At 72.6% G+C, this 16,602-nt stretch carries 14 protein-coding genes; 7 read left to right on the top strand and 7 right to left on the bottom strand.

Features of this window, described 5'->3' with window-relative positions:
• The first annotated feature begins 7 nt into the window (after window positions 1-7).
• The 7 genes from OG710_RS22270 to OG710_RS22240 all read left to right on the top strand — a co-directional run bounded on the left by OG710_RS22270 (window position 8) and on the right by OG710_RS22240 (window position 6,862).
• Entirely contained in the window at window positions 8-421 is a 414-nt protein-coding gene (locus tag OG710_RS22270) for a roadblock/LC7 domain-containing protein (protein WP_006127850.1), read from the top strand.
• A 130-nt stretch (window positions 422-551) separates the two neighbouring features.
• Window positions 552-959 carry a DUF742 domain-containing protein gene (locus tag OG710_RS22265; protein WP_330240892.1) on the top strand — a complete coding sequence of 136 codons (408 nt, stop codon included), beginning with the start codon at window positions 552-554 and terminating at the stop codon, window positions 957-959.
• Entirely contained in the window at window positions 940-1,524 is a 585-nt protein-coding gene (locus OG710_RS22260; RefSeq protein ID WP_028444348.1) for a GTP-binding protein, read from the top strand. Before OG710_RS22265 ends, OG710_RS22260 begins: the two co-directional genes overlap by 20 nt.
• Window positions 1,525-1,871: 347 nt before the next feature.
• Window positions 1,872-5,189: a sensor histidine kinase gene (locus OG710_RS22255; protein ID WP_330240891.1), complete on the top strand. Its 3,318-nt coding sequence runs from the start codon at window positions 1,872-1,874 to the stop codon at window positions 5,187-5,189.
• A gap of 10 nt (window positions 5,190-5,199) precedes the next feature.
• Complete coding sequence (locus OG710_RS22250; protein WP_199563693.1) at window positions 5,200-5,613, top strand: roadblock/LC7 domain-containing protein; 414 nt, start codon at window positions 5,200-5,202, stop codon at window positions 5,611-5,613.
• Between the two features lie 99 nt (window positions 5,614-5,712).
• Window positions 5,713-6,300 carry a DUF742 domain-containing protein gene (locus OG710_RS22245; protein ID WP_111338427.1) on the top strand — a complete coding sequence of 196 codons (588 nt, stop codon included), beginning with the start codon at window positions 5,713-5,715 and terminating at the stop codon, window positions 6,298-6,300.
• Complete coding sequence (locus OG710_RS22240) at window positions 6,281-6,862, top strand: GTP-binding protein (protein ID WP_014048542.1); 582 nt, start codon at window positions 6,281-6,283, stop codon at window positions 6,860-6,862. The genes OG710_RS22245 and OG710_RS22240 overlap by 20 nt, the downstream gene beginning before the upstream one ends.
• An 82-nt stretch (window positions 6,863-6,944) precedes the next feature.
• Here the strand turns inward: OG710_RS22240 and OG710_RS22235 are convergent, their stop codons facing one another.
• The 7 genes from OG710_RS22235 to OG710_RS22205 all read right to left on the bottom strand — a co-directional run bounded on the left by OG710_RS22235 (window position 6,945) and on the right by OG710_RS22205 (window position 16,371).
• Complete coding sequence (locus OG710_RS22235; protein ID WP_330240890.1) at window positions 6,945-7,148, bottom strand: acyl-CoA carboxylase subunit epsilon; 204 nt, start codon at window positions 7,146-7,148, stop codon at window positions 6,945-6,947.
• Window positions 7,149-7,165: 17 nt separating this feature from the next.
• A complete protein-coding gene (locus OG710_RS22230; protein ID WP_330240889.1) occupies window positions 7,166-8,749 on the bottom strand; it encodes an acyl-CoA carboxylase subunit beta in 1,584 nt (527 codons plus the stop codon).
• Between the two features lie 154 nt (window positions 8,750-8,903).
• Entirely contained in the window at window positions 8,904-10,148 is a 1,245-nt protein-coding gene (locus tag OG710_RS22225) for an ABC transporter substrate-binding protein (RefSeq protein WP_330240888.1), read from the bottom strand.
• Window positions 10,145-11,149 carry a hypothetical protein gene (locus tag OG710_RS22220; protein ID WP_330240887.1) on the bottom strand — a complete coding sequence of 335 codons (1,005 nt, stop codon included), beginning with the start codon at window positions 11,147-11,149 and terminating at the stop codon, window positions 10,145-10,147. Before OG710_RS22220 ends, OG710_RS22225 begins: the two co-directional genes overlap by 4 nt.
• Window positions 11,146-12,588 carry a hypothetical protein gene (locus OG710_RS22215; protein WP_330240886.1) on the bottom strand — a complete coding sequence of 481 codons (1,443 nt, stop codon included), beginning with the start codon at window positions 12,586-12,588 and terminating at the stop codon, window positions 11,146-11,148. Before OG710_RS22215 ends, OG710_RS22220 begins: the two co-directional genes overlap by 4 nt.
• Window positions 12,589-12,700: 112 nt before the next feature.
• Window positions 12,701-14,977, bottom strand: a complete 2,277-nt coding sequence (locus OG710_RS22210; RefSeq protein ID WP_330240885.1) for a serine/threonine protein kinase — start codon at window positions 14,975-14,977, stop codon at window positions 12,701-12,703.
• The gene (locus OG710_RS22205; RefSeq protein ID WP_330240884.1) at window positions 14,974-16,371 is read right to left on the bottom strand and encodes a S1 family peptidase; all 1,398 of its coding nucleotides are present in this window, start codon (window positions 16,369-16,371) and stop codon (window positions 14,974-14,976) included. The genes OG710_RS22210 and OG710_RS22205 overlap by 4 nt, the downstream gene beginning before the upstream one ends.
• Window positions 16,372-16,602: the final 231 nt, after the last annotated feature.

Here is a 16,602-nt window from a genome sequence, read left to right as displayed (position 1 = left end):
GAGCCCGATGAGTCAGGCCGCGCAGAATCTGAACTGGCTGATCACCAACTTCGTGGACAACACCCCAGGGGTGTCGCACACGGTGGTGGTCTCGGCGGATGGCCTGCTGCTGGCGATGTCCGAAGGTTTCCCGCGCGACCGCGCCGACCAGCTGGCGGCCGTCGCGTCCGGACTGACCTCGCTGACGGCGGGTGCCTCCCGCATCTTCGAGGGCGGCGCCGTCAGCCAGACAGTGGTCGAGATGGAACGGGGCTTCCTGTTCCTGATGTCCATCTCGGATGGCTCCTCGCTGGCCGTGCTGGCCCACCCGGACGCCGACATCGGCCTGGTCGGCTACGAGATGGCTCTGCTGGTGGACCGGGCGGGCACCGTCCTGACCCCGGACCTCCGTGCGGAGCTCCAGGGCAGCCTGCTCCACTAGGCGACCGTGAACCAGTGACACAGACGATCATTCAGGAAACACTCAACCCTCGCCCGTCCGGCCGCTTACAGCCCCCCACCGGCCCCTTCAGACGGCAAGCCGACACCCTGCTGTCACGCCCGGAGGATTCATGACCCCGCCACCCGCCTCACCCGATCCGTACGGCGCGTCCAGTCACGCGTCGTACGACAGTGAGGGCGACCAGCCGCTGGTCCGTCCGTACGCCATGACCGGCGGCCGGACCCGACCGCGCTACCAGCTAGCGATAGAGGCCCTGGTCAGCACCACGGCCGATCCCGCGCACATGGGGACGCTGCTGCCCGAGCATCAGCGGATCTGTCATCTGTGCCGCGAGGTCAAGTCGGTGGCCGAGGTCTCGGCCCTGCTGTCGATGCCCCTCGGTGTGGCGCGGATTCTCGTGGCGGACCTGGCGGAAGCCGGCATGGTGGCCATCCACCAGCCGGGCAATGGAGAGGCCGGCGGCGCGCCGGATGTGACACTGCTCGAAAGGGTGCTCAGTGGACTTCGCAAGCTCTAACGGCGGCGCGGCGACTCGGGCCACCACCTCGGCGAAGATCGTCGTGGCCGGTGGGTTCGGCGTGGGCAAGACCACGTTTGTCGGTGCCGTCTCGGAGATCAATCCGCTGCGCACCGAAGCCGTGATGACGTCCGCCTCGGCGGGCATCGACGACCTGACGCACACCGGTGGCAAGACCACCACCACGGTGGCGATGGACTTCGGCCGCATCACGCTCGACCAGGACCTGATCCTGTACCTCTTCGGTACGCCGGGCCAGGACCGCTTCTGGTTCATGTGGGACGACCTGGTACGCGGCGCCATCGGCGCCGTCGTGCTGGTCGACACCCGCCGGCTCGCCGACTGCTTCCCGGCCGTCGACTACTTCGAGAACAGCGGGCTGCCGTTCGTCATCGCCCTCAACGGCTTCGACGGACACCAGCCCTACACCCCCGACGAGGTGCGCGAGGCGCTCCAGATCGGACCCGACACCCCGATCATCACCACGGACGCGCGGCACCGCGCGGACGCGAAGAGCGGTCTGATCACGCTCGTCGAGCATGCGCTGATGGCCCGCCTCAAGTAGCCGCAAGTCGGTACCTGGGTACGGCAGTTACCGTAGTCACACGGGGGCGGGCTGTGTCCTTTGACACGATCCGCCCCCGCATTCATAACGTTTCGAAAGAGAATTGCCCCGCAATCGACACCGGATGCGTACGAGCGGTGTCACTGCGCTCACATGAGCCCCGCCTTTTGGCGGGGCTCGCTCTTTATGCCCGATTTATCTGAGGCGTGAGCCACTCGGAATCGCTGATTCCGACTGTTTGGAACGCGGCCCCGGGCCGTGCTGCAATTCCACCGACTCCCGAGTAGTACGGCCCTGAACGAAAAAACGGCACAGCGTAGGTGCCGAGCCGAGAGGTTGTTGGTCGAGTGAGGCGTAACAACGAGGGCTCCCCGGCGCAGGCGGAGCGGGGCAACTTCACCCCGCCGCCCCGTGCCGCGGCGCCGTCCGCCGAGGTGTCCGAAGGGGCACTGCCCGCAGGTGGCAGCACCAGCCGGCTGTCCCCGCGCAACTGGCGGGTGCCCACCCGGCTGAACGCGATCCTGCTCATCCCCGCCCTGGTCGGCCTGGTCATGGGCGGCTTCCAGGTGAAGGGCTCGATCAACACCTGGCAGGAGGCCCAGGACGCGGAGAAGACCGCGCTCATCGTGCGGGCCGCCGCCGAGTACGGGCAGGCCCTGCTCAACGAGCGCGACCTCACGGCGCAGCCGCTGCTGTCGAACGAACGCGAGGACGAGGTCGTCACGCGGACCCGTGCCGCGACCGACGCCGCCGCCGAGAAGTTCGACGAGGCCGTCAAGGGCATGCCGGCCAAGGAGGGCCTCCAGCGCCGCCTCAAGCTGTTCAAGCTGGAGGAGCCCAAGCTCCCGCAGCTGCGCAAGGCGGCCTACAGCGCGGCCATGGACCCGGTGAAGACCGAGGAGGGCTACGTCCAGGTCCAGCACTCCCTGATGGAGTTCTGCAACGAACTGGGCCTGGGCACCGGCAACATCACCAGCTACGGCCGTACCGTCTACGCGATCGAGCTGGCCAAGGCTGCAGAATCGCTTCAGCGCTCCATCGGCATGCACCTCCTGGTCCGCCCCAGCAAGGACGAGGCCAAGTTCAACGACCAGGTCAAGGCGTTCGGTTCGTACAACTACCTGGAGCAGATCGCCCTCGGCGAGTTCACCTCCGGCGGTACGGAGGCCGACGCGGCCCGGCTGAAGAAGGTCATGAGCGCCAAGGCCGCGGCCGGCGCCGCCGACCTCAAGGCCGCCAAGGCGAAGGCCGAAGCGGCCGGGGTGCCGTTCGTGGCCCCGCCCACCATCGACGGCTCGGTCTACGACGGCATGGCCCAGGAGATCGGTCTCGGCCGCTCCCCCGAGGAGCTGAAGGCCAAGGGCATCACGCCCGACACCTGGATGGCCGCCGCGACCGCCAAGTTCGACGGCTACACCACCGTCGAGGACGAGCTGGTCGACAAGGCGGTGACGGAGGCGGCGGAGATCTCCTCCGACGCCCGCACCGACGCCGTCGTCAACGCCACCATCGTGCTCGTCGCCCTGCTGGCCGCGTTCGTCGTCGCCGGGCTCATGGCCCGCCAGATGAGCCGCTCGATGCGCCGGCTGCGCACCGCCGCCTTCGGCATCGCCGAGCAGCGGCTGCCCGCACTGGTCGACCAGCTCTCGCGCACCGACCCCGGCCGCGTGGACACCCGGGTGCAGCCGATCCCGATCAACTCCCACGACGAGATCGGCGAGGTCGCCCGCGCCTTCGACCAGGTCCACCAGGAGGCGGTCCGGCTCGCGGCTGAGCAGGCCATGCTCCGGGGCAACGTCAACGCGATCTTCACCAACCTCTCGCGCCGCAACCAGTCGCTCATCGAGGGCCAGCTGACCCTGATCACCGACCTGGAGAACAACGAGGCCGACCCGGACCAGCTGGAGAGCCTGTTCCGGCTGGACCACCTGGCGACCCGTATGCGGCGCAACGGCGAGAACCTCCTCGTCCTCGCCGGCGAGGAGCCCGGCCGCCGCTGGAACCAGCCGGTGCCGCTGGTGGACGTGTTGCGGGCCGCCTCGTCCGAGGTGGAGTCCTACGAGCGCATCGAGCTGTCCGGCGTCCCCGAGACCGAGATCCACGGCCAGTCCGTCACCGACCTCGTGCACCTGCTGGCCGAGCTGCTGGAGAACGCCACCACGTTCTCCTCGCCGCAGACCAAGGTGCGGGTCACCGCGACCCGGCTGCCCGACGGCCGGGTGATGATCGAGATCCACGACAAGGGCATCGGCCTCACCGCCGAGGACTTCGCCGACATCAACCACAAGCTGGCCAACCCGCCGACGGTGGACGCCGCCGTCTCGCAGCGCATGGGCCTGTTCGTGGTCGGCCGGCTCGCCGACCGGCACGGCATCCGCGTCCAGCTGCGCCCCTCGGGCGAGCAGGCCGGCACCACCTCGCTGGTCATGCTGCCGGACGCGATCACCCACGGCGGTGGCGGCGAGGCCCCGGAGCAGGACGACTTCACCGTCTCCTCGATCATCCCGCAGCAGGCCCTCGACGCCCAGCCGCACCAGCAGCTGCGCACGGCGGCCGAGCTCGGCTTCGACGACTCGCGCTACGAGGAGGCGTCCGGGGAGACCGGCCGGCTCGACCCGGTGGGCCGCTCGCTGGCCCGCGAGGAGCGCCGGGCGGCGCTGGAGGCCCAGACGGGCGCCGGTGAGCGCCGCCCGTTCCCGCAGCAGCCGGAGCAGGGCCAGGAGCCGCCGCAGCACCAGCAGCCCGAGCAGCAGGCGTACCCCGAGACCGGCTACGGCCAGGACGCCTACCCGGCCGACGGCCAGGACGCGTACGCCGGAAACGGCCAGGACCCCTACCAGGCCAACAGCCAGGACGCGTACCCGGTCGGCGGCCAGGACCCCTACGCCGGAAACGGTCAGGAGGTCTACCCGGGCGCCGCGTACGAGGGCGGTTACGACCCGTACGCGGCCGGCGCGGGCTATGCCGCGCAGCCCGGCTACGACGCCCCCCAGAACGGCTATGCGGAGGCGGCATACGCGGCCCCCGAGACCCCCGAGCAGGGCTATGACGAGCAGTACGGCGTCCAGCCCCAGCAGGAGGAGTGGCCTGATCAGAGCGCGTATCAGGGTGGCTTCGAACCGGTCGCGCAGGCGGAAACGGAATCTGCGGCGAGCGCCCCCGCCGAGGAGCGGGAACGCGTAGGCTTCGAGCGTTCGGGCCCCGCTCCGAGCGCCGGCCACGAGCTGACCGACGCCGGTCTGCCGCGCCGGGGCAGCCAGCAGCACTGGCAGCCCACGGGCCGCGGCAACAGCCGGCCCGGCCCCGTGCGGGAGGACGCGCGGCAGGAACCGCCGCAGCGGCCCGACCCGGCACGGCAGGCCGCCGGGGGAAACAACGGAACCGACGGTTCCGACGACTGGCGCTCGGCCAACGACGAGCGCTGGGAACGGGCCGAGAAGCTCCGGGAGCCCAAGGCGGGCGGGATAACCCCGTCCGGTCTGCCCCGGCGCGTGCCCAAGGCCAATCTGGTCGAGGGCACGGCGGAGCAGACCCAGCAGGACGGCCCCCAGGTCTCCCGCGCCCCGGAGGACGTGCGTGGCAGGCTGAGCAACCTGCGACGCGGTGTCCTGCGGGGACGCAACGCGGGTGCGGACACAAGTACTACCTACAACCAGGAGCGTTAGTGTGAGCCCGATGAGCCAGGCGGCGCAGAATCTGAACTGGTTGATCACCAACTTCGTGGAGAACACCCCAGGGGTGTCGCACACGGTGGTGGTCTCCGCCGACGGACTCCTGCTGGCGATGTCCGAAGGTTTCCCGCGCGACCGCGCCGACCAGCTGGCGGCGGTCGCCTCCGGTCTGACCTCGCTGACCGCGGGCGCCTCGCGGATCTTCGAGGGCGGCGCGGTGAATCAGACGGTTGTGGAGATGGAGCGAGGATTCCTCTTCATCATGTCCGTATCCGACGGTTCTTCCTTGGCCGTTCTCGCACACCCGGACGCCGATATCGGCCTCATCGGGTACGAAATGGCCCTTCTGGTCGACCGTGCGGGCAGCGTGTTGACGCCGGACCTCCGTGCCGAACTCCAGGGAAGTCTTCTTAACTAGTCTTATCCAGTAACCAGACAGTGCGCTTCGCGTCACCGCACCATAGGGTGCGGTGGCGCGGACCCACTGGGATCGGGTCCGGCAGGCGGAGGAGGAATCGTGGGTACACCCCCAGGCGGGCACCGGTACGACGGTGACCGGCACGCAACGGGTGAGCACGGGGACGATCGTTTCAACTACCCTTCCGCACCCGGCAGACAGGGCGCTCAGCAGCCTCAGCAGCCCTACCGGCCCTACGGGCAGCCGCATTACGGGCCGCCCGGCTCCGACTGGCCCCGGCAGGAGCCCCGTATCCAGCCGGTGCAGCAGCCGCGGCAGGCTCCCGAACCGGCGGCTCCGGCCGCGCACAACCCACTGGTCCGTCCGTACGCCATGACAGGCGGCCGGACCCGACCGCGCTACCAACTCGCCATTGAGGCGTTGGTCAGTACCACGGCTGATCCGTCCCGGCTGCAAGGGCAGTTGCCCGAGCATCAGCGGATCTGCCGGCTGTGCTTCGAGATCAAGTCGGTGGCCGAGATTTCGGCCCTCCTCTCGATCCCTCTCGGCGTTGCCCGGATTCTCGTTGCCGACCTGGCCGAGGCCGGACTCGTCGCTATCCATCAGCCCGGCGGCGACGAGTCCGCCGGCGGCCAGCCAGATGTGACACTGCTCGAAAGGGTGCTCAGTGGACTTCGCAAGCTCTAGCGGCGGAGCGGCCCGCTCCACTACCTCGGCGAAGATCGTGGTGGCAGGGGGCTTCGGCGTGGGTAAGACCACGTTTGTCGGTGCCGTTTCGGAGATCAATCCGCTGCGCACCGAAGCCGTGATGACGTCCGCCTCGGCGGGCATCGACGACCTGACGCACACGGGGGACAAGACCACCACGACGGTGGCGATGGACTTCGGCCGCATCACGCTCGACCAGGATCTGATCCTGTACCTCTTCGGTACGCCGGGCCAGGACCGTTTCTGGTTCATGTGGGACGACCTGGTGCGGGGGGCGATCGGCGCGGTGGTGCTGGTCGACACCCGCCGTCTCGCGGACTGCTTCCCGGCGGTCGACTACTTCGAGAACAGCGGGCTGCCGTTCGTCATCGCCCTCAACGGCTTCGACGGACACCAGCCCTACACCCCCGACGAGGTGCGCGAGGCGCTCCAGATCGGGCCGGACACCCCGATCCTGACGACGGACGCGCGGCACCGCGCGGACGCCAAGAGCGCGCTCATCACGCTCGTCGAGCACGCGCTCATGGCCCGCCTGCGCTAGCGCATCCCGTACGCCGAAGGCCCCGCACTCCTCGGAGTGCGGGGCCTTTGACGTACTGCGGTGCGCGTGTGCGGGCCGGGCGTCAGCCCTGCCAGCTGTGGGGCGCCCGGAAGCCGGGGGTGCGCTCCAGGCGGCGCCAGCCCGCCGTGTTCCGGTGGGGGCGGGGGGCGTCGGCGGGCTGGGCGGCGGCGCGGGCGAGGAGGACCGCGGTGATGGCGGCCAGCTCCTCGGGGTCGGCAAGGCCCTTCTCGACGCGCAGCACGGATTCGGCGGTTGCAGTGGTCATGGGTGTCTCTCCGTCTTCTACTGCGGGGGGTTGCCGTGCTTGCGGGCCGGCAGGTCGGCGTGCTTGGAGCGGAGCATGGCGAGCGAGGCGATCAGTACCTCGCGCGTCTCCGCGGGGTCGATGACGTCGTCGACGAGCCCGCGCTCGGCGGCGTAGTACGGGTGCATCAGCTCGGTCTTGTACTCCTTGACCATGCGGGTCCGCATGGCCTCGGGGTCCTCGGCCTCCGCGATCTGCCGGCGGAAGATGACGTTGGCGGCACCTTCGGCGCCCATCACGGCGATCTCGTTGGTGGGCCAGGCGTAGGTGAGGTCGGCGCCGATGGACTGGCTGTCCATGACGATGTAGGCCCCGCCGTACGCCTTGCGCAGGATCAGCGAGATACGCGGCACCGTCGCGTTGCAGTACGCGTAGAGCAGCTTCGCGCCGTGCCGGATGATCCCACCGTGCTCCTGATCCACGCCGGGCAGGAAGCCGGGTACGTCCAGAAGAGTGATGATGGGAATGTTGAAGGCGTCACACATCTGGACGAACCGTGCGGCCTTCTCGGACGCCTCGATGTCCAGGACACCCGCCAGGGCCTGGGGCTGGTTGGCGACGATGCCGACGACCTGGCCGTCCATCCGGGCCAGGGCGCAGATGATGTTGCGGGCCCAGCGCTCGTGGATCTCCAGGTAGTCGCCGTCGTCGACGAGTTCCTCGATGACCTTGTGCATGTCGTACGGGCGGTTGCCGTCGGCGGGTACGAGGTCGAGCAGGGCGTCGCCGCGCCGGTCGGCCGGGTCGTCGCTCGCCGCGGCGGGCGGGTTCTCCCGGTTGTTGGAGGGCAGCATCCCGATGAGGTAGCGGACCTCGGCGATGCAGGTCTCCTCGTCGTCGTACGCGAAGTGCGCGACGCCCGAGGTCTCGGCGTGCACGTCGGCGCCACCGAGGCCGTTCTGCGTGATCTCCTCGCCCGTCACCGCCTTCACGACGTCCGGACCGGTGATGAACATCTGCGAGGTCTCGCGGACCATGAACACGAAGTCCGTCAGAGCCGGACTGTAGGCCGCCCCGCCCGCGCACGGGCCCAGCATCACGCTGATCTGCGGGATGACACCCGAGGCACGCGTGTTGCGCTGGAAGATGCCGCCGTAGCCGGCGAGCGCCGAGACGCCCTCCTGGATACGGGCACCCGCGCCGTCGTTCAGCGACACCAGCGGCGCACCCGCCGAGATGGCCATGTCCATGATCTTGTGGATCTTCGTGGCGTGGGCCTCGCCCAGCGCACCGCCGAAGATCCGGAAGTCATGCGCGTACACGAAGACCGTGCGGCCCTCCACCGTCCCCCAGCCGGTGATCACACCGTCCGTGTACGGCTTCTTCGCCTCCAGGCCGAAACCCGTCGCCCGGTGGCGGCGGAGCTGTTCGACCTCGTGGAACGAGTCCGGGTCCAGGAGCAGCTCGATGCGCTCGCGCGCGGTCAGCTTGCCCTTGGCGTGCTGCGCCTCGGTAGCCCGGTCGCTGGGTCCGCGGCGGGCCTGCTCGCGCAGTGCCAGCAGTTCGGCCACGCGGCCGCGGGTGTCGCTCGGCTCGCCCTGGGTTTCGTCCACAACGGTCATGTACCGACCCTACGAACCCGGCCAAGGGATTCGTGCCGTTGACTCCGTACAGTCTCGTGCCCGGTTTACTGGTGGAGCCTGACAGAAGCCCACGACGATGCAGGCGAAGTACCAGCCGGTACCCGGCATCGTTTGTGGAGGTCTCACAAAGTGTTCATTGTGGCCTGCCGCACACGCCGGTGAGCCGGGGGATGGTGGCGGGCTGTTCCCGCTGCACCTTCTGGATGTCCTTCAGGCGCGGGAGCACCGGCTCCTCGGGATGCGCCACGGTCAGCAGGACCGCCTCGTAGAAGGCGTCCCGCACCGCCGCCGGCATCACGTCCGAGGCGTCCAGGCACAGCGGCACCCGCTGGCCCGTCAGGCGCCGGCCCACCTTCGCCGCCACCGCCCCCGCGTGCGACGGGACCGCGGAGTTCGCCGAGAATACCCCGCCCTCGCGGGCCCACTCCTGCTGCGCCTGCTCGGAGGTGAGCCGCTTGAGCAGCGCGCGGGCCCGGTCGCCCTTGCCGAACAGCGCCGCGAAGTCGGCGGAGACCTCGTGCGCCCTCACCTTGTACGGTCCGCCGGGCAGCAGCCGCGCCGAGTCCACGAAGTCGGCCCGGTCGCCCCGGTCGCCGTAGAGGGCGCGGGCGAAGGAGCCCTGGTGTTCCAGGGAGCAGCCGCCGGGGCCGAAGAGCAGCCCGTGCCCGCCCTCCTCGCCCCGGTGGTCGCCGGTGAGGACGGCTTCGCGCAGCACGTCCGGGCCCGGGGCCAGCAGGCCGGCCCAGGTGCGCCAGGCCCGCTGCACCTGCGGGGCGGTCCACTCCAGCTCGCCGGTCGCCCAGCGGGCGTACAGCACGGGTCCGGCCTGCTGGAGGAGGAGGTCCTCGATCCAGTCGCTGCCGGGCCAGCCGGAGGCGCCGTCGTCGCCCATGGCCAGGCACCAGTCGCGCAGCGGGGCGGGCCGTTCCGGCGGGATCTCGCCCTTGCGGAACCAGACGATGGACTTGAGGTCCACCTTGAGCGGCACCCACAGGTGCTCGTCCAGGCCCCCGGCGTCGGGCAGCCACGGCCTGCCGTACTCCTTCTCGTCGTACAGGCCGGTCAGCGGCTGGAGCCGGTCCTCCTCGGCGTACTCCACGAGTTCGCCGACGCCGGGCAGGATCGCGATGTCCGGCGGGTTGCCGGCCTGGACCTCGGCGAGCAGCACCTCGCGGGTGGCCGCGGTGCCCTGGTACGTGTACGGGATGCCGAGGCCGTCCAGGACGTCCTTGAACTGTTCCTCCTGGGTGTCGGTCCAGGGGCCGAGGATGGTGACCTTCGGTTCGGTGTCGGCGCCGCCGGGGGCCGCGAGGCCGCAGCCGGTGGCGGTGAGCAGCAGGGCGAGGACGAGCAGGAGCGACCGGGGCGGGCGTCTCATCCGGCCCTCCAGTAGTAGTCGGCGGTGAGCCTGCGGCCGAGGCCGGCGACCGGCAGCAGCAGGACGAGGGTGCCCGCGCCGAGCGCCCCGTAGTAGGTCCAGCCCTGCCAGCTCTCGGCGGCCAGCCGGTCGCGCAGGTCGAGCGAGGTGCGGGTGACGTAGGACTGGGCCTCGGGGAGGCGCTCGTGGTCGGCGGCCCGTTCCTGGATGGCGGTCAGTCCGTGGCGTGCGGTGTCCAGCCGCTGCTGGGTGGCGACGGTGGCCCGCAGCGGTACGACGGCGAGGGCGGCGGTCAGCAGCAGCGCCGGGAGCAGCCACGCGTCCAGGCTGCGGCCGCAGCGGGTGCGCAGCAGCCGCAGGGCACTGAGCAGGGTCAGGGCGAGGACCAGCAGTCCCAGTTCGGCGAGGGCCCAGCCGGTGCGCTGGAGGGGGCCCAGGGTGCTGATCCGGGTCATGCGCCGCATCTGGTGGTGCTGGAGGACGTCCAGCCGGGGCACCACGCCGGTGCCGGGGCGGTCGAGCTGCCGTTCGGCCTCGGCGAGCTTCTGCGCCTGCATCAGCTCGTCGTCCACGTATTTGGCGGTCCCCGGCGTGATGGAGCCGCTGTAGGAGGTCAGCACGCCGTTGACGGTCTCCAGGATGCCCCGGCCGCGCGCCCCGTCGATCTGTACGTCGGAGAGCCGGGAGAGGCCCTGGTTGGCGGCGGCGAGCTGGGCCTCGTAGCGGGCTCCGGCGCCGACGACCCGGTCGATGCCGGTGGACACGGAGGTGACGGCCTCCTGGTGGGCGCGGAGCAGGGCGAGCTGGGTGGAGGCCACGCCCTGGACGGCGGGCGCGGCGTGGGTGCGCATCTCGCCGGCGGCGTTCTGCACCTCGCGGTACGAGACGAGCAGGGCGGTGACGGACAGGAGGGCGGAGAGCACGGCGACGAGGAGGTGGAGTTCGAGCAGGCGCCGGGTGCGTGAGCCGGTGCGCCGGCGGGCCCGGAGGATGCGGGTCACAGGGGCCTCCCGCAGGCGATGCAGTACCGGGCGTGCGGCCCGGCGAGGTGGCGGCAGCCGGGGCAGGCGCGGGGGGTGCCGGCGGGGTGGGCGGGCAGGTCGAGGAGATGGCCGGACGCGACGTGCAGCCGTCCCTCGCGGACGGTTCCCCGGTCGACGGTCGGGCCGACCCGGACGAGGCCGCGGGCTCCGTCGAGGATGTCGGCGACCTTGCGGACGTCGGCCAGGACCCAGGCGGCGCCGATCTCGTGGGCGAGCCGGACGGCGAGGCCGAACTGCTGCTCGGCCTCCTCGCGGCTCATCGGGTCCAGGGCGGCGTAGCCGCGGTTGAGGGCGGCGCGCATCCGGGTTGCCGCGTTGACCGCGTCGACGGTGCCTCCCCCGCCGTCCCCGCCGCCGGCGGCTCCCGGTCCGGTGCCGCCCGCGCCGACCGCGACGCCGGGCGGCAGCCAGCGGACCAGGAGCGGGGCGGCGGCGTCGCCGACGGAGACGGCGGCCAACTGGAGGAGCACGCCGAGCGGTTCGGTGCCGGCGTCGGCGGCCAGGGTGAGGAGGTAGTCGCGGGTGCCGGGCTCCCACTGGTGGGTGGCGAACGCGTACCGGTGGCGGTTCCCGGCCGGGGTGGCCGCGGTGAGCAGGAGGGGCCGGGGCGCGGTCTCGGTCAGCGTCACCCCGGTCACGGCGGGGCGGGCGGTGACGACGACGGGCAGTTCGGGGCTGCGGACCCGGCGCAGCCGCCGCAGGGCCGCGGTGACGGCGGGGGCGAACCGGTCGGGCGCGGTGTCGGCGGTGCCGTGCAGGGCTTCGGTGAGGGCGAGCAGTGGGGCGGGGTCCCAGTCGGTGCCGATGGCCAGCACGTCAGCGCTGAACGCCCCGGCGCAGGCGGCGAGTTCGGCGCGCAGTGGGCTGTCGTCCCGGTCCGGTTCGTCGGCCGGGCGGTGGCCGCCGCCGTCGGTGACGAGGATCAGGTGGCGTACGGGCAGGGGGCGGTGGGCGAACAGGTCGCGGGCGGCGGCGAGCCAGCCGCCGTAGCCGGGCGGCGGGCGGTCGTCGGGGGTCGGGGGGAGGCGGCCGGCGCTGAAGGCGGCGCGGCGCCGTTCGTCGGGGTCGGCGAGCGCCCAGTGGCCGCGCAGCGGGTAGCAGCGGGCGGGTCCGCAGTCTCCGGGGCCGCCGAGGACGGCGAAGGACAGTCCGTCGGGCAGGGTGCGCAGGGCGGCGGCGAGGGCGGCGGCGGCGGCGCCGCGGCGGGCGGGGGCGACGTCCAGGGCGATGACGACGGCGAGTTCGACGGCGGGGCGCCGGTCGCGGGGGCCGGTGCCGGTGGCCTTGATCCGGACGTGGGCGTCGACGCGGCTGTCGTGGTGCGGCTGCTGGTCGCGCCGGACGTCGACGGACACGGCGAAGGCGAGTCCGGCCGGCGGCGCGGCGGGAGCGGCCATGGGCGGGTTCTCCAGGGGTACGGCACCGGGCGCGGCAGCCGTCCGGCTGCGGGCGCCCGCGGTGCGGGTCGGGCGGTTGGGGGGCGGGTCGGGCGGTCGCGGGGCGGGCGGCTCAGAACCTGGTCTGCGGCCGGACCGCGTGCGAGAGGTCGATGAGGTGTTCGTGCTCCTCGGGCCGCAGCCGCTGGCGGGCGAGCCAGCGGTAGCACTGCTCCAGTTCGGCGCGGACCGCCCGTTCGCCGGGCACGGGCGGGGGCGGCAGGCCCCGGCGCGGCCAGGTGCGGCGGGGTGCGGGGGCGCCGGCGGCGCGTACGGCGTCGAGCTTCCACTCGTACAGCTCGGTGCGCAGCAGCCAGGCGGCCTCGTCCCCGGCGGCGACGGGTCCGAGTCCGGCCAGGGCGGCGTCGATCTCCGCCTCGCCGGGCAGCGGGTGCTCCCCCGCAGCGAGCCGGGCGGCCCGGATGCGCAGGGCGGCGACGCGGGCGACGGTGTGGTCGCGGGACTCGTCGGGGACGAGGTCCAGGACGGCGACGGCGGCGGCCCGGTCGCCGCGGGCGAGGGCGAGCCGGGCCAGGCCCAGGGCGGCGCCGACGTGCGAGGGGTTGCGGGCGTGCACCGCGCGGAAGAGTTCGTACGCGGACGGGCCGGGCGGCAGGCCGCCGGCGGGGCCGAGTTGTTCGGCGCTGTAGGCGAGGGCCAGTTTGGCGGCGTACTCGCCGGGCAGGGCCCGGTGCACGGCGGCGAAGTGGTGGTGGGCGGCGGCCAGCAGTTCCGCGCGTTCCTCGGGCCGTACGTCGGCGCCGCGCAGCGCGACCAGGCCGCGGTGCCAGCCGAGCCGCCACTGCCGGACCGGTCCGGGGCCGGGGATGGCGGCCGCCGCCTCGACCTGTTCGTGGGCGGCGGCCAGGGCTTCGCCGCCCTCCTGGCCGAGCAGCAGCCGGGCGTTGTGCAGGCAGATCTCGACGGACCGCTCGCCGGTGGCGGGCTGGGCGAGCGGCTGGGCGGGGTCGTAGCTGCTGACGCCGAAGCGGGTGGCCTGCGGGTCGCCGGGGTAGGGCCGGGGCACCGGGAGGCGGCGGGCGATCTCGGTGGGGGTGGGCGTGCCCGGGTCGAGGGCGGGGGCGGGCGGGGCCTCGCGGCGGCGGTGCGGCGGGCGGCGCAGCCACTGGGCGTAGTCGGGGACGGAGCCCAGGCGGGCGCCGAGGAGTTCGGCGGAGGGCGTGAAGTGGGCGGAGGGCTCGGGCTGGTCGCGTTTGCCGCGCAGGGCGCGGATCTCGCGCAGTACGCCGCGCAGTTGTCCGGCCATGTCGTCGGCGGTGCCGAACCGCTGCTCGGGGTCCTCGGCGGTGGCGCGGGCGACGGCGAGCCGGAAGGAGCTGATGCCGAGTCCGGGTACGTCGTCGCCGACCGCCCAGCGGGCGAGTTCGGCGAGGGTGACGCCGACGGTGTGCACGTCGTGGGCGACGGTGAGGGGCTGGGTGCCGTCCGTCTCGGGGGCGGCGAAGTAGGGGGTGATGACGGGCGGCGGGTCGGCGCTGCCGGCCTTGCGGACGCCGCCGAGGTCGATGACCTTGATGCCGTCGAGGTGGTGGATGACGTTGGACGGCTTCATGTCCCCGTAGAGGAAGCCCATGCCGTGCAGATGGGAGAGGGCCTCCAGGATCTGGCAGCCGTAGGTGAGGACGTGCTCGATGTCGAGGACGAAGGTGCCCCGGCGGACGGATTCGACGACGGCGGACAGGGTGCGGTCGCCGACGTCCTCCATCACGATGTAGCCGCCGGAGACGGTGCCGTCCTCGTTGGTGGTGGAGACGAAGTCGCGGATCTGGACGATGCGTTCGTGGCGGATGGCGACCAGGCTGCGGCGTTCCTCGCCGGCCTGGGCGGCGCCGCGCTCGGCGTAGCGGTTGAGGAGGCCCTTGACGGCGACGAAGTCCTCCAGGTGGGTGTCCTCGGCGAGGTAGACCCAGCCCTGGCCGCCGTGTGCGATGGGGCCCCGGATGCGGTACTGGTCCTGGAGCGGCGGCCCGTCCCTGGTGAGTTCGGGGCGGTAGGAGTAGGGCGCCCCGCAGACCGGGCAGTAGCCCTCGTCCGGGGGCGGGGCGGCGGTGTGGGGCGGGACGAAGGCGGTGCCGCACGCCTTGGCGGAGCAGGTCATCACGATGCGGACCGGCTGCTCGGCGGCGGCCAGGCGTTCGGCGGGGCTGCCCGAATCGAGGAGCGGGAGTTCGAGGAGCCCGGCGGGGCCGTGGTCCTCGGGGGCGGCGGGCAGTGGCGGGAGGCCGGGGGCGGTCTCGTCGCGGCCGCAGGTGTCGCAGTGCCCGGTGGGCAGGACGGCGCCGTCGCAGGGGGCGCCGGTGAAGCGGCGGTGCGGGCAGGGAATCCTCATGGGCGCCCCGCGGGGCCGGTGCGCTGTTCCGGGAGGCCGGGTCCGGCCGGTCCGGGGTGGCCGGCGGTGGCCGTGAGGTCGGCGCGTAAGTCGCGTAAGAGCTGTTTGAGCGCGGCCAGCCGGTCGCGGGGGTCGGGGAGCGCGCGCAGGTCGTGCAGGCGGCGACGGCGGATGGCGGGGTCGGCGCCGGGCCGGGGCGGGGCGGAGGCGGAGTCGGTGAGGGCGCCGAGGCGGAGCCAGACGCGCTCCATGTGCTCGGCTCGGCGCAGCAGTTCCTCGGCGCGTTCGTCCAGGGCCGGGACGAGCAGTTCGCTCTCCACCGCGTCGAGTCCGGGCCCCTCGGTGCCGCGTACGACGATCAGCAGCCGGAAACCGAGGGTGCGTACGCGGGCCAGGACCCGGACGAGGCCGGCCGGGTCGGGGTCCTCGTCCAGGCCGATCACCGCGAGGACCGGGCCGGTGGCGGCGGGCGGGCCGGCGAGGGAGCGTTCGGGTTCGTCGCCGCCCTCCAGGAGCCAGTCGCGGTAGCGGTTGCGCTGGTGCTGGGGCGGCCGGAGCCGGGCGACGAGGGCGTCCACCAGTGCGTCGGGGCGGCCCTGTCCGCCCCGGTGGATGAGGTGGGCGCGGTGCAGCTGGTGGAGCAGGGTGCGGTCGCGGCCGCCGCCGGCCGGGACGACGGTGAAGCGGACGGCGGGCTGGTCGGTGCCCGCGAACCAGCGGCGCAGCCGGTCGGCGAAGGCGTGGTCCCAGCCGTCCGGGCCGCTCAGCTCGGCGACCAGCGGGACGAGCCGGGCGACGCGGTCGACGGGGATCATGTACGAGAAGGCGAGGTCGTTGTCGGTGGGCAGCTCGCGCTCCAGGTCTCCGCGCCAGCTGACGACGAGCCCGACGACGTGTTCGGGGCGGGCGCCCCGGCGGCCGGTGTGGACGGCGGCGCCGCTGAAGCCGGGGCGCACCACCTCGGCGTTGGTGCGGGCGTCGAGCTGGACCCAGTCGCCGTGGAGTCCGCTGATCCGGCCGGAGAGCCACATGCCGTCCGCGTCGAAGGGTGCGGCGTAGCCGCCGAGCCAGACCTCGGCGCCGCGTTCGAGGTGCCGGGCGAGCGGGGCGGGGCGGGCCTGGGGGCGGGGGCTGTCCAGGGCGAGCACGGCGATGTCCTCGCGGTCGGGCCCCGCGCGGCCGGGCAGCCAGCCGTCCGGGGCGACGCGAGCGGCGACCGGGGGGATGGCGGGGTTCTCGGCGAACTCCACCCACATCCGGGCGTGCGGGTCGCCGACCACGTGGGCGCAGGTCAGGACGCGGTCCTGGGTGATCAGGACGCCGGCCCCGCACACCGCGTTCTCCGGGCCGTCCGGGCGCAGCCGCAGCCGCCAGTCCGCTCTCAGCTCCCCCATGGTTCACGAGCGTACGCGTGGGTGGCCGTTCCTTCCCAGGGTCCGCGCACAACGGGGTGCGGACGGCCGGCTCCGGTGGCCGGACACCGTGTTCGGCTTCTGATCACAACTGGGGCGCGGTTGGGGTCGGATGGCCCAAGTACCGTTGGGAGGCGTCGAGTTGTGAAGACTTCTTTTTTTTGAGAGCGCTCTCAGCCATAAGTCTTGACGGCTGTGCCGGGCCTCGCGAAA

Source organism: Streptomyces sp. NBC_00525 (assembly GCF_036346595.1).
Taxonomy (GTDB): Bacteria; Actinomycetota; Actinomycetes; order Streptomycetales; family Streptomycetaceae; genus Streptomyces.
The sequence above is the reverse complement of the archived record's forward strand: the minus strand, read 5'-3'. Positions and strand labels throughout refer to the sequence as shown.

Excerpts from the sequence above, each read along its gene's own strand:
- OG710_RS22230 (WP_330240889.1), bottom strand. The coding sequence starts at position 8,749 with ATGACCGTTGTGGACGAAACCCAGGGCGAGCCGAGCGACACCCGCGGC.
- OG710_RS22250 (WP_199563693.1), top strand. The coding sequence starts at position 5,200 with ATGAGCCAGGCGGCGCAGAATCTGAACTGGTTGATCACCAACTTCGTG.
- OG710_RS22205 (WP_330240884.1), bottom strand. The coding sequence starts at position 16,371 with ATGGGGGAGCTGAGAGCGGACTGGCGGCTGCGGCTGCGCCCGGACGGC.
- OG710_RS22225 (WP_330240888.1), bottom strand. The coding sequence starts at position 10,148 with ATGAGACGCCCGCCCCGGTCGCTCCTGCTCGTCCTCGCCCTGCTGCTC.
- OG710_RS22265 (WP_330240892.1), top strand. The coding sequence starts at position 552 with ATGACCCCGCCACCCGCCTCACCCGATCCGTACGGCGCGTCCAGTCAC.
- OG710_RS22270 (WP_006127850.1), top strand. The coding sequence starts at position 8 with ATGAGTCAGGCCGCGCAGAATCTGAACTGGCTGATCACCAACTTCGTG.
- OG710_RS22210 (WP_330240885.1), bottom strand. The coding sequence starts at position 14,977 with ATGAGGATTCCCTGCCCGCACCGCCGCTTCACCGGCGCCCCCTGCGAC.
- OG710_RS22215 (WP_330240886.1), bottom strand. The coding sequence starts at position 12,588 with ATGGCCGCTCCCGCCGCGCCGCCGGCCGGACTCGCCTTCGCCGTGTCC.
- OG710_RS22235 (WP_330240890.1), bottom strand. The coding sequence starts at position 7,148 with ATGACCACTGCAACCGCCGAATCCGTGCTGCGCGTCGAGAAGGGCCTT.